This is a genomic window from Brachybacterium sp. AG952, assembly GCF_004362645.1.
Taxonomy (GTDB): Bacteria; Actinomycetota; Actinomycetes; order Actinomycetales; family Dermabacteraceae; genus Brachybacterium; species Brachybacterium conglomeratum.
In genome coordinates this window covers 68,460-80,635 of sequence record NZ_SNXV01000005.1, presented here as the reverse complement: position 1 = coordinate 80,635, position 12,176 = coordinate 68,460, and the positions used below count along the sequence as shown (strand labels likewise).

Genomic DNA, 12,176 nt, shown 5'->3' with positions numbered 1-12,176 from the left:
ATGGCAGGCAACAGCTCGCGCCGCGGCGCGGTGCGCAAGGGCAAGAAGGGCGCGACCGTCGGCTCCGGCGGTGTGCGTCGACGGGGTCTGGAGGGCAAGGGCCCCACCCCGAAGGCCGAGGAGCGCCCGAACCACAAGAAGTACGCCGGCGGCTCGGGTTCCGGCGCCGCGGGACGACGCGGCGGGCCCAAGGCCAAGGGCAAGGCGCCCGGCAGCGACCAGGTCGCCGGGCGCAATGCGGTGCTGGAGGCGCTGCGGGAGGAGATCCCCGCCACTCAGCTGACCCTCATGGTGCGGATCGACGCCGACGAGCGCGTGCGGGAGATCATGCGCCTGGCCGCGGCGCGGGCGCTGCCGGTCGTCGAGGCGACCCGCACCGACCTCGACCGCATGACCGACCACTCGGTGCACCAGGGCGTGGCGCTGACGATCCCGCCCTACGAGTACGCCGAGGTCGACGAGCTGCTCGAGATCGCCGCGGACCGCTTCGAGCCGCCGCTGCTGGTCGCGCTCGACGGCATCACCGACCCCCGCAACCTCGGCGCGATCCTCCGCTCCGCCGACGCCTTCGGCGCGCACGGCGTGATCCTGCCGGAGCGGCGCAGCGTGTCGATGACCGCGAGCGTGTGGAAGGTCGCGGCGGGCGCCGCCGGCCGCGTCCGCGTCGCCCAGGTCACGAACCTCAACCGCACCCTCGCCGCCCTCAAGGAGCAGGACGTGTTCGTGCTCGGCCTCGACGCGGACGGCGACGTCACCTCGCGCGAGCTCGAGCTCGGCACCCAGCCGACCGTGCTCGTCGTCGGCGCCGAGGGCAAGGGCCTCTCCCGCCTCGCGCGGGAGACCAGCGACCAGGTGGTCTCGATCCCGATGGCGGGGCGCTCCGAGTCGCTGAACGCCTCGGTCGCCGCAGCGATCGCGCTCTACGAGATCTCCGGGGTCCGAGACCAGCACGGCCTGGCCTGACCCTCCCGGACTGGCCTGACCCTTCCGGCTCGGCCTGCCGCGAGAGTCCCGGCCTGGCCCGAGAGCCCCGGCCCGCGCGCCTCAGCGCGCGGCGCCGGGCTCCCTGCCCCGCACCGAGCGGACCGGGATCAGCATGTGGGGCAGCACCAGCTGGATGACGGGGCCGAGCGCGATCGCGTAGACGACGGTGCCGAGCCCGAGCGGTCCGCCCAGCAGCCATCCGGTCACCAGCACGATCACCTCGAGCACGATCCGCACCGGCCCGACGGGCCGGGAGAGCACCCGGCTGAGCGCCGTCATCAGCCCGTCGCGGGCGCCCGCACCGAGCTGCGCGCCGATGTAGACGGCGCCGCTGATCCCGTTGACCACCACGCCGAGCAGCATGAGGGCGATCGCGACGGGCAGCGAGCTCGCCTCCGGCAGGATCAGCATCCCGAGGTCGATGCTGACCCCCACCCAGATCGCGTTCGCGATCGTGCCGATCCCGAGCCGCTCGCGCAGCGGGATCCACAGCAGGAGCAGCACGAAGCTCACCGCGATGCTCATCGACCCCACGGTCGCGCCGAGCCGCTCGGCGAGCGCCGCGTGGAAGACGTCCCAGGGCGCGCCGCCCAGCCCCGAGCGCAGCAGCATCGCCAGCGACAGCCCGAAGCCGGTCAGCCCGATCATCATCTGGACGAGCCGGCGCGCCAGCCGGTCCACGCCCAGCTGATCGCGCAGGGACAGGTTGTCGAGCCGGGGATGCCGGCGCCGCTCCGACGCAGCCACGTCTCGTCCCGGTCTCCTCCCGGCCCGCTCAGGCCTCGACGATCGGCAGGGCCGAGGTCTCGGTGGTCACCAGCGATTTCTCGTCGGGCCGGTGGATGAGCTCGTTGAGGATGTAGTGCCGCACGGTGTCGTCGAGGCTCACGTCGACTCCGGCCTGCTCGGAGAGGAACCACTTGTGCTCGAGCACCTCGTGGAAGAACTCCGGCGGCTCGAGCTTCGAGCGCATCGACCGGGGGATCGCCCGGACCACGGGCTCGTACTGATCCTTGAGCCACTCGTGGGCGACGAACTCCTCCTCCTCGGCCTGCTGCTCCGTGTCCGCGCGGAACTGGTCGAGATCGTTCAGGAGTCGACGTGCCTGGTTCTCCTGGGCGTCGATGCCGGTCAGGCGCATCAGGCGCCTCGAGTGGTGACCGGCGTCGACGACCTTGGGGCGGATCGAGAGGGTCGTGCCGTCGAGGTCGGTGGTGATCTCGAGCTCGCCCACGTCGAAGCCGAGCTTGTTCAGCCGCTCGATCCGGGCGGAGACGCGCCAGCGCTCGTCGGCGGAGAAGCGCTCCGAGGAGGTCAGCGCCTCCCACAGCTCCTCGTAGCGGGCCACGAGGTCGTCGCCGATCTCGACAGGGTCGACCTCGGGGCCGATCATGTCGCCGGCCTGCAGGTCCATCAGCTCGCCGATGATGTTGGTGCGGGCCAGGTCGAGGTCGTAGTGGCGCTGCCCGGTCGTGAGCGTCTCGTGCAGGGAACCGGTCTCGACATCGACGATGTAGGCGGCGAAGGCCCCCGCGTCACGGCGGAACAGCGTGTTCGACAGCGACACATCGCCCCAGTAGAAGCCCTCCAGATGCAGCCGCACCAGCAGCACGGCGAGCGCGTCGAGCAGGCGCTGGGCGGTGTTCTGGCGCGAGACCTGGCTGAACACGGCCCGGTAGGGGAGGGAGAACTGCAGATGGCGGGTGATCAGCACGGCGTCCAGCGCCTCGCCGGAGCGGCCCGTGCGACCGGAGACCACGGCGAAGGGCTCGACCGAGGGGATGCCGATCCGGCCGAGCACCTTGAGCGTGTCGTACTCGCGCTGGGCGAGGTGGTGGTTGATCTCCTTGAGCGCGAGCACCCGCCCCGAGACCCGGACGAAGCGGACCACATGGCGGGAGATGCCGCGGGGGAGCGCGGCCAGGATCTCGTCGGGCCACTGCTCCAGCGGCGTCTCCCAGGGCAGATCCAGCAGTGCAGGGTCTGCACGGGACGCGGTGATCTCCAGGGGTGCCATGGGTCCATTCTCTCCCGAGCGTGAGGGCCAGGCCCATACGCTTCCACATTTCACGTCGGACCGACGGGAAGATCACGGCTCAGGACTTCGTGTCGTCGCGGCCCCGAGGTCCCCGGGAACCGTCCCGGAGCCGATGGGCGAGGCGCCGAGGCCGCCGGGGACGGACGACGGGCGCCCGGCCGGAGCCGGACGCCCGTCGCGCGGAGCGGGGGTGCTCAGTCGCCGAGGCGCTTGCCCGACTTCGCGTCGAAGAGGTGCAGGTGGCCCTCCTTGGGACGGAAGTAGACGGTCTCGCCCTTGGCCGGGGGACGGCGGCCGTCGACGCGCGCGATGAACGGCTTGGCGGTCTCGTCGCTGCCGGCGCGGCGACCGTAGATGAACGCGTCCGCGCCGAGCTCCTCGACCACGTCGACCTCGACCGCGATGCCCTGCTCGTCGCCGACGAGCTCGAGGTCCTCGGGGCGCACGCCCACGGTGACGGTGGACTGGTCGGTGTCCGAGAGGGTCGCACGGTCCACGGGCAGCACGGCGCCGCCGAACTGGACGCCCTGGTCGGTGAGCTTCTCCTCGAGCAGGTTCATGGCGGGGGAGCCGATGAAGCCGGCCACGAACACGTTGTTCGGGTGGTCGTACATGCGGCGCGGGGAGTCGATCTGCTGGAGCACGCCGCGGTCGAGGACGGCCACGCGGTCGCCCATCGTCATCGCCTCGGTCTGGTCGTGGGTGACGTACACGGTGGTGACGCCGAGACGACGCTGCAGCGAGGCGATCTGGGTACGGGTCGAGACGCGCAGCTTCGCATCGAGGTTCGACAGCGGCTCGTCCATGAGGAACACCTGCGGGGAGCGCACGATCGCACGGCCCATGGCCACACGCTGGCGCTGACCGCCGGAGAGCGCCTTCGGCTTGCGGTCGAGGTACTCGGTGAGGTCCAGGATCGCCGCGGCGTCCTCGACGCGCTTGCGGATCTCCGCCTTCGGGGTGCCGGCGATCTTCAGGGCGAAGCCCATGTTGTCGGCGACCGTCATGTGCGGGTACAGCGCGTAGTTCTGGAACACCATGGCGATGTCGCGGTCCTTCGGCGGGACGTCGGTGACGTCACGATCGCCGATGAGGATGCGGCCCGCGTCGATCTCCTCGAGACCGGCGAGCATGCGCAGGGAGGTCGACTTGCCGCAGCCCGAGGGGCCGACGAGGACGAGGAACTCGCCGTCGCCGATCTCGATGTTGAGGTTGTCGACCGCGGGGCGCTCCTGGCCCGGGTAGACCCGGGAGGCGTTGTCGAACGTGACTGTTGCCATGGTGGTTCTCCTTCACCGGCAGGTACGTGCCGGACGATCCGTTGTGAAGTGACTGTGACACCGGTTCGGGGAGCTCCTCGGGGGTGCTCCATCGCACCGGCACGGCAGAGTGTATCCCACGTCTCACCCTCCCGGTCCGCCCTGCCACCGGCGGCGCGCCGCCTACCCGGCCGCGCCTCGACGGGACCGTCCCTCCGCCGCGTCCGCTCCTCGGCAGGACCCGGCCCGGCGCGCTCCCGGGCACGGCGCCGGGCACGGGATACTGGGGAGGTGGACACTGCTGAGCTGACCCGGAAGATCCTGGACCGACGCCCCCGCGAGGGCGCCCCGCTGCGCATCGTGCAGGCAGGGCATCCCGCCCTCCGCCGCACCGCCGTCGCCGCCCGCGACCGCCTCGAGCCCGCGCTCCTGGCGGAGCTCGCGGACGCCATGACCGTGACGATGAGGGACGCTCCCGGCGTCGGTCTCGCCGCCCCGCAGATCGGGCTGCCGCTGAGCTTCTACGTCGTCGAGGACCCCTTCGCCGCCGAGGAGGGGGAGGACCCCGAGGACGAGCTGCTCGAGCGCCGCCCGCTCGCGCTGCGCGCCCTGCTGGACCCCGTCGTCGATCCCGTAGGGGACGAGACCGTCTTCGCCTTCGAGGGCTGCCTCTCGGTCGACGGCTGGCAGTCGATCGTGCCCCGCTCGCGCCGGGTGCGCCTGCGCGCCCACGAGCTGCTGCCCGGCGGCTCCCTGCGCGAGATCGACGAGGAGCACGTGGGCTGGACCGCGCGGATCCTCCAGCACGAGACGGACCACCTGGGCGGGACCCTCTGCCACGACCGGATGGTGGCGCGCTCCTTCGTGGAGGCCGGCTACGTCCACCACTACGCCGACCTCGGCGAGGCCGTGCGCCGCCTGGGCCTGAGCGGCGACATCACCGAGCTCGGCGAGGGAGAGGTCGTGCTGCGCCGCTGAGGCGCCGCGCCGCCCCGTCCGCGCTGCCCCTTCCGCACTGCCCGGTCCGCGCCGGGGGTGTCCGGCGCTCGCGGTGTCGCCCCGTCCCCGTCGGGCGGGGAGCCGACCGGGGGCCGGGCGCCCGCCGTGCGCACCCGCCCTCCAGGAGCGCGGCCCCGTGCGCGATACCGTTGCCCTGTTCAGGACCCCGACGAATGGAGGCCCAGGTGGCCACGAACTCCCCGCAGCCCGTCCCGCGCGACCACGGCGCCGCCGCGACGCGACCCGACGACCTGCCCCTCGAGGAGGGCACCCTCGACGAGCAGCTCGACGAGCGCTGGCTCTCGCTGATCGACGCCGCGCTCAAGGTCCAGGCGCCGCTGGCCCGCACCTACGTCGAGCACCTGCGCGCCAAGCACCCGGAGGCGAGCGACCGTCAGCTGCTGGAGAAGGTCACCACGCGCTTCACCGCGCTGACCACCGCGACCGGCGCCGGCATCGGCGGCGTCGCGGCGCTGCCGGGCCTCGGCACCGCCGCCGCGATCGGCCTCACCGTGGGGGAGGGCCTCTCCTTCGCGGAGTCCTGCGCCTTCCTCACCCTCGCCGCCGCCGACATCCACGGCGTCGACATGACCGACCGCGAGACCCGACGTCTCGTGCTGCTGGGCGTGCTCGGCGGCGAGCGCGGCGCCGAGATCATCGGCAAGGCGCTCGGCCGGCAGGGCATGCGCTGGAACTCGGTCCTCGGCGGCGGGGGCCTCCTGCCCGGCTTCGTCACCAAGCAGGTCAACAAGTACGTGCGGCGCCGGGTCGTGGCCCGCACCGGCGGTCTGTGGCTCGCACGCCTGGTGCCCTTCGGGATCGGCGCGGTCCTCGGCGGCCTCGGCGCCCGCGTCGTGGCCCGCTCCGTGGTCGAGGCGATGCTCGAGATCTTCGGCCAGAGGACGCAGGGCCCGGAGGGCGAGCTCACCCGGCGCTGAGCGGGAGGCCCGGGCGTCGCGCCCGCGGCCCCGCCCGCACATGACGACGGGGCCGGTCCCTCAGGACCGGCCCCGTCGTCGTGCGTCCTGCGCGGACGGACCGCGCTCAGACCTCCTGCGTGAACTCGTTGGCGTGCTCGGTGCCGACCGCACGCTGGTAGGAGCGGCGGATCTCCGCCTCCGCGTCGCTGCGGCCCTCCCAGTGCGCGCCCTCGACGCTCTTGCCCGGCTCGAGATCCTTGTAGACCTCGAAGAAGTGCTGGATCTCCAGACGGTGGAACTCCGAGACATCGGTCAGCTCCTGGCGACGCACCTGACGGCGATCGCCCACGGGCACCGCGACGATCTTGTCGTCGCCGCCGGCCTCGTCGCGCATGCGGAACATGCCCAGCGCGCGGCAGCGGATCAGGCAGCCCGGGAAGGTCGGCTCCTCGAGCAGGACCAGGCAGTCCAGCGGGTCGCCGTCCTCGCCGAGGGTGCCCTCGATGAAGCCGTAGTCGTCCGGATAGCGCGTCGCGGTGAAGAGCATCCGGTCCAGGCGGATCCGCCCGTTGTGGTGGTCCACCTCGTACTTGTTCCGGTTCCCGCGAGGGATCTCGATGGTCACGTCGAATTCCACGACAGCCGCTCCATTGCTCCGGCCCCGTGGGCCACTTCATTGCTCCGGCCCCAGGGGCCGCTTCCGATGACCGGGACACCATATCGTGGGGACATGGCCCTTCGAGCAACCGAGCGCATGTGGCGCACCGTCGCCGTCGTGATGTGCGCGGCACTGCCCGTGAGCTTCTACGTCCTCGGCGACCTGATGGACGCCTTCCCCGGGTTTCTCACCGTGCGCAGCGCCGAGGGGGACCCCGGCTCCGGCCCCCGCGCCGTCGCGGAGGACTGGGAGCGGGTCGATCCGGCCGAGGCCGTGGCGCCCGTCGGCTCCTCGCCCTCCCCGGTCGATCCCACCGACCTGCAGCAGCGCATGGCCGCGAAGGCCGAGCTGCCCGTCGTGGGCGGGGGCCTGGCCTTCAGCGTCGTCGGGGCCGAGGACGGCCAGGTGCTCGCCGAGCGGGACTCGTCCAGCGCCCTCGTGCCCGCCTCGACCCTCAAGCTGCTCACCGCCGCGGCCGTGCTGCGGCAGTACACGGGGGATGAGGTGCTGGTCACCCGCGCGACCGTCCAGGACGGCGTGGTGACCCTGGCGGGAGAGGGTGACATGACCCTCACCGAGGAGGATCTGCGCGAGCTCGCCGCGCAGACGGCGGCGCTGGCGGCCGAGCAGGGGACCTCTTCCGTCGCCCTCGCCCTGGACGACTCGTACATCGTGGGCGGGGCGAACCCGGCCTGGGGGGACAACGGCACGGCGGGCGGCTGGGTCACGCCCACCGCCTCCCTCGCACTCGAGGAGGGATGGCTCGACGGGGAGCAGTACGGCCCGAAGTCCGCCGATCCCGCCGGCGACGCCGCCCGGCGCTTCGCCGAGCTGCTCGGCGAGGAGGGCCTCGAGGTGACCGGCGGGATCACCGCGGCCGCCGCCCCGGAGGGCGCGCCCGCCGCGGAGATCTCCTCCGATCCGCTCTCGGAGATCGTGCGCCACACCCTGCTCATCTCCGACAACACCACCGCCGAGCTCCTCGCGCACCTGGTGGCGCTCTCCCGCGGCGAGGAGGCCACCCCCGCCGGCGCCGCCGCCGCCGTCGAGGCGGAGATCCGCGAGCTCGGCGCCGAGATGGGGCTGCCCGAGGAGGACCTCGCCGGGCTCGACCTCCACGACGGCTCCGGCCTCTCGCGGGAGAACCGGGTCCCGCCGGCGCTGCTCGCCGCGGTGCTCGCCCAGGTCGCCTCCGGCGAGGTGCCCGCCCTCGAGCAGATCCTCTACGACGTGCCCGTCGCGGCGCTCTCGGGCACGCTCGCGGACCGCTTCGGCCACGGCGACGACACGGCCGCCGCCGGACAGGTGCGCGGCAAGACCGGCTATCTCGGCGGTGCCGCGACCCTCGCCGGCGTGACCGTGCTCCCCGACGGTCGCACCGTCGGCTACTCGATCGTGGTCCACGGCTTCGACGGAGCCGACGCGGACGCCGCCCGCGCCGCGGTCGACGACGTCGCCGCCGAGATGGTGCAGGTCGACTGATGGCCGGCCCTCCTCCCGTGGTCGCCCGTGCCCGCCGCGCCGTGCGCGCCGCCCTCGCCGAGCGGCTCGAGCAGCTCGCCGACGACACCGGCTCCGGCCACCTCTCCCCGCGCCTGCTGGTCGGCGTCTCCGGGGGCGCCGACTCGCTCGCGCTGCTGGCGACCACCTGCTGGGTGGGGGAGCGGATGGGGCTCGCGACCGAGGCCGCGATCGTCGACCACGGGCTCCAGGACGGCTCCGCCTCCGTCGCCGCGCGCGCCGCCGCGCAGGCCGAGCGGCTGGGCGCCGAGGCGCACGTGCTCACGCCGTCCGTCGACCTCGCCGCGCCCGGCGGTCTCGAGAACGCCGCCCGCACCGCCCGACACGACGCCCTCGAGCACCTCGCCCGGGAGCGCGGTGCGCTCGCCGTGCTGCTGGGCCACACCCTCGACGACCAGGCGGAGCAGGTCCTGATGGCCCTCGCCCGCGGCGCCGGGCCCCGGGCGCTCGCCGGGATCCGCCGCAGCCGCGGCCACCTGCTGCGCCCCTTCCTCGGCACCGGCCGCGACGAGACCACGGCCCTGCGACGCGCCGACACCGAGGAGATCTGCACCCTCCACGACCTCGAGTGGTGGGAGGACCCGATGAACGCGGATCCCGAGCTGCTGCGCTCGCGGGTGCGCCACCGGGCCCTGCCGCTGCTGCGAGAGATCCTCGGGGAGCAGATCGACGAGAACCTCGCCCGCAGCGCCGACCTGGTCCGCCCCGATGTGGACCATCTCGACGAGGAGGCGCGGGCGCTGCTGCCCGCCCTGCGCCGCGACGCCGGGGAGCTCGCCGAGGAGGGAGACCTGCTGCACCTCGACGTCCACGCCCTCGCCGCCGTCCCCGCCCCCGTGCGCACCCGCGTGCTGCGTGACGCCTCCCGTTCCGCTCAACGCGCAATCGATGCAGGTGACGCAGGTGGATCCACGAAATCGCTGCTGCGCAGGCAGGTGCTCGCGCTGGATGCGCTGGTCGTCTCATGGCACGGTCAGGCAGCGGTGCCCGTTCCGGGTAGGATCGAGGTCGCTCGCCGTGACGGCCTGTTGGTGTGGCGCCGTCCCGCTCCGTGAGCCGCGGCGGACGCACCCACCACATCACCTGGAGGAGATCCGCGTGCCCCAGACGCACCCCCACCCCGATGTCGACCGCGTGCTGCTGGACGAACAGCAGATCCGTGACCGGCTCGCCGAGATCGGCGCGCAGATCGCCGCGGACTACGCCGAGGAGCCCCCGATCCTGGTGGGCGTCCTCAAGGGGGCGGTGATGGTGATGGCGGACCTCGCCCGTTCCATCGACCTCAAGGTCGAGATGGACTGGATGGCGGTCTCCTCCTACGGCTCGGGCACGAAGTCCTCGGGCGTGGTGCGGATCCTCAAGGACCTCTCCGGCGACATCACCGGGCGCAACGTCCTGATCGTCGAGGACATCATCGACTCGGGCCTGACCCTGAAGTGGCTGCTGGCCAACCTCCGCTCCCGCGGGCCGAAGTCCGTGGAGATCGCGACGCTGCTGCGCAAGCCCGAGGCCGCGCGCGTCGAGATCGACGTGAAGTACGTCGGCTTCGACATCCCCAACGAGTTCGTCATCGGGTACGGGCTCGACCATGCGGAGAACTACCGCAACCTTCCCTACGTGGGCGTCCTCGCACGCTCGGTCTACGAGGACTGAACCGGTGGCAGATTCCCCCAAGAGCACGGGCCGCGGCTCGGGCGGCAGGAAGCGCCGCCCCTTCACCTCCGTCGCCCTCTGGATCGTCGTCGCGCTGCTGCTGGGCATGGCGCTGTTCTCCCTGCTGGGCCGTGACGGCTACCAGCAGATCGACACCGAGCAGGGCCTCGAGCTGCTGCAGGGCGACACCGTCCAGCAGGCGAAGATCATCGGCGGCAACCAGCAGCGCGTCGACCTGGTCCTGACCGAGGACTTCACCGACGGCGAGGAGAACAAGGGCACCCGGGTGCGCTTCGCCTACGTCGACGCGCGCGGCGAGTCGATCGTCTCCGCGGTCGAGGAGTCCGCCCCCTCCGGCGGCTACACCGACGAGATCGCCACCAGCTCGTGGTGGTCCACGCTGCTGCTGTCCTTCCTGCCGCTGCTGATCTTCATCGGCCTGTTCTGGTTCCTCATCATGAACGCCCAGGGCGGCGGCCGGGCGATGCAGTTCGGCAAGTCCAAGGCCAAGCTGTTCAACAAGGAGGCCCCGAAGGTCACCTTCGCCGACGTCGCCGGCGCCGAGGAGGCCGTCGAGGAGCTCGACGAGATCAAGCAGTTCCTCGTGGACCCGGGCCGCTACCAGGCCGTCGGCGCGAAGATCCCCAAGGGCGTGCTGCTCTACGGCCCGCCCGGCACCGGCAAGACGCTGCTGGCCAAGGCCGTCGCCGGCGAGGCGAACGTGCCCTTCTACTCGATCTCCGGCTCGGACTTCGTGGAGATGTTCGTGGGCGTCGGCGCGAGCCGCGTGCGCGACCTGTTCAACACCGCGAAGGAGAACTCCCCGGCGATCATCTTCATCGACGAGATCGACGCCGTCGGCCGCCACCGCGGCGCCGGCATGGGCGGCGGCCACGACGAGCGCGAGCAGACGCTGAACCAGATGCTCGTGGAGATGGACGGGTTCGACGAGAACCAGAACGTCATCCTCATCGCCGCGACCAACCGCGTGGACATCCTCGACCCGGCGCTGCTGCGCCCGGGCCGCTTCGACCGCCAGATCGCGGTGACCGCCCCGGACCTCAAGGGCCGGCTGCACATCCTCGGCGTGCACGCCAAGGGCAAGCCGCTGGCCCACGACGTGGACCTCGAGGCCGTCGCCAAGCGCACCATCGGCATGTCCGGTGCGGACCTCGCCAACGTGCTGAACGAGGCGGCGCTGCTCACCGCCCGCTCGGGCAACCAGATCATCGACAACCGCGCACTGGACGAGGCGATCGACCGCGTCTCCATGGGCCCGCAGCGCTACTCCAAGGTGATGACCGAGCGCGAGCGCCAGATGACCGCGTACCACGAGGGCGGTCACGCCCTGGTCGCGGCGGCGATGAACAACTCCGCCCCGGTCACCAAGGTGACGATCCTGCCGCGCGGTCAGGCCGGCGGCTACACGATGGTGGTCCCCACCCAGGACCGCAACTACCAGTCCCGCAACGAGCTGCTGGACCGCCTCGCCTACGCGATGGGCGGCTACGCGGTGGAGGAGTCGATCTTCCACGACGTCACCACCGGCCCCAGCTCCGACCTCCAGAACGCCACCAAGATCGCCCGCACCATGGTCATGCAGCTGGGCATGAGCGCGGCCGTCGGCCAGGTCGCCCTCTCGGGCGACCAGGACGAGGTGTTCGTGGGCATGCAGCAGGGGCAGGGCCCCCGCTTCTCCGGCGAGACCGCGAGCATCGTGGACCAGGAGGTGCGCACGCTCCTGGACAACGCCCTGGACGAGGCCTGGTCCGTGATCGTGCAGAACCGTCACGTGCTGGACCGCCTGGTCGAGGAGCTGCTGGAGAAGGAGACGCTGAACGAGCACGAGCTCGCCGCGATCTTCGCGGACGTCACCAAGCTGCCGCCGCGCGAGGTGTGGGTCTCCAGCGAGGAGCGCCCCTCCCTCGAGGCGCCGTCGGTCGGCTCGACCACCACCGGCACCGGCACCGAGGAGCACGACGCGGGCGAGCCGCTGCAGCCCGGCGCCCCCGAGCTGCCCCATCCGGGCGGCGACGGACCCGACATCCCCGGCGCCCCGCACGGAGGTGCCCCCGGCGGCTCCGGCCAGCCCGGTCCCGGTCAGGGCTACGGCTACGGCGACCACGACGAGACGGAGCGCTGAG

General features: G+C 72.4%; 11 protein-coding genes. 7 read left to right on the top strand and 4 right to left on the bottom strand.

The genetic code is table 11. From position 1 onward, the window contains the following. A complete protein-coding gene (gene rlmB, locus DEU31_RS12815; protein WP_133677440.1) occupies nucleotides 1-963 on the top strand; it encodes a 23S rRNA (guanosine(2251)-2'-O)-methyltransferase RlmB in 963 nt (320 codons plus the stop codon). Between the two features lie 81 nt (nucleotides 964-1,044). Here rlmB and DEU31_RS12810 read toward each other — a convergent pair whose 3' ends face one another. The 3 genes from DEU31_RS12810 to ugpC all read right to left on the bottom strand — a co-directional run bounded on the left by DEU31_RS12810 (nucleotide 1,045) and on the right by ugpC (nucleotide 4,302). Beyond that, nucleotides 1,045-1,731: a membrane protein gene (locus DEU31_RS12810; RefSeq protein WP_010551030.1), complete on the bottom strand. Its 687-nt coding sequence runs from the start codon at nucleotides 1,729-1,731 to the stop codon at nucleotides 1,045-1,047. Between the two features lie 28 nt (nucleotides 1,732-1,759). Next, nucleotides 1,760-3,001: a DUF4032 domain-containing protein gene (locus tag DEU31_RS12805; protein WP_010551031.1), complete on the bottom strand. Its 1,242-nt coding sequence runs from the start codon at nucleotides 2,999-3,001 to the stop codon at nucleotides 1,760-1,762. A gap of 215 nt (nucleotides 3,002-3,216) precedes the next feature. Then, complete coding sequence (gene ugpC / locus DEU31_RS12800) at nucleotides 3,217-4,302, bottom strand: sn-glycerol-3-phosphate ABC transporter ATP-binding protein UgpC (RefSeq protein ID WP_062949645.1); 1,086 nt, start codon at nucleotides 4,300-4,302, stop codon at nucleotides 3,217-3,219. A 270-nt stretch (nucleotides 4,303-4,572) separates the two neighbouring features. On the opposite strand from ugpC, the gene DEU31_RS12795 reads away from it, so the two are divergent. Continuing rightward, nucleotides 4,573-5,259 carry a peptide deformylase gene (locus tag DEU31_RS12795; RefSeq protein WP_010551033.1) on the top strand — a complete coding sequence of 229 codons (687 nt, stop codon included), beginning with the start codon at nucleotides 4,573-4,575 and terminating at the stop codon, nucleotides 5,257-5,259. A 206-nt stretch (nucleotides 5,260-5,465) separates the two neighbouring features. Next, nucleotides 5,466-6,218: a hypothetical protein gene (locus tag DEU31_RS12790; protein WP_243733838.1), complete on the top strand. Its 753-nt coding sequence runs from the start codon at nucleotides 5,466-5,468 to the stop codon at nucleotides 6,216-6,218. A 106-nt stretch (nucleotides 6,219-6,324) separates the two neighbouring features. Here DEU31_RS12790 and DEU31_RS12785 read toward each other — a convergent pair whose 3' ends face one another. After that, nucleotides 6,325-6,837, bottom strand: coding sequence for an inorganic diphosphatase (locus DEU31_RS12785; RefSeq protein WP_010551035.1), 513 nt, complete (start codon nucleotides 6,835-6,837; stop codon nucleotides 6,325-6,327). 93 nt (nucleotides 6,838-6,930) lie between these two features. Between DEU31_RS12785 and DEU31_RS12780 the strand changes: the two genes are divergently transcribed. From DEU31_RS12780 to ftsH, 4 genes are read left to right on the top strand one after another with little or no spacing between them, the layout of a single operon-like run. Next, a complete protein-coding gene (locus DEU31_RS12780) occupies nucleotides 6,931-8,340 on the top strand; it encodes a D-alanyl-D-alanine carboxypeptidase (protein ID WP_243733837.1) in 1,410 nt (469 codons plus the stop codon). Next, nucleotides 8,340-9,434 (top strand): tRNA lysidine(34) synthetase TilS, encoded by a 1,095-nt coding sequence (gene tilS, locus DEU31_RS12775; protein ID WP_010551037.1) that lies wholly within the window; start codon nucleotides 8,340-8,342, stop codon nucleotides 9,432-9,434. The genes DEU31_RS12780 and tilS overlap by 1 nt, the downstream gene beginning before the upstream one ends. 43 nt (nucleotides 9,435-9,477) lie before the next feature. Beyond that, nucleotides 9,478-10,032 (top strand): hypoxanthine phosphoribosyltransferase, encoded by a 555-nt coding sequence (gene hpt / locus DEU31_RS12770; RefSeq protein WP_010551038.1) that lies wholly within the window; start codon nucleotides 9,478-9,480, stop codon nucleotides 10,030-10,032. A gap of 4 nt (nucleotides 10,033-10,036) precedes the next feature. Next, entirely contained in the window at nucleotides 10,037-12,175 is a 2,139-nt protein-coding gene (ftsH, locus tag DEU31_RS12765; protein WP_010551039.1) for an ATP-dependent zinc metalloprotease FtsH, read from the top strand. Nucleotide 12,176: the final 1 nt, after the last annotated feature.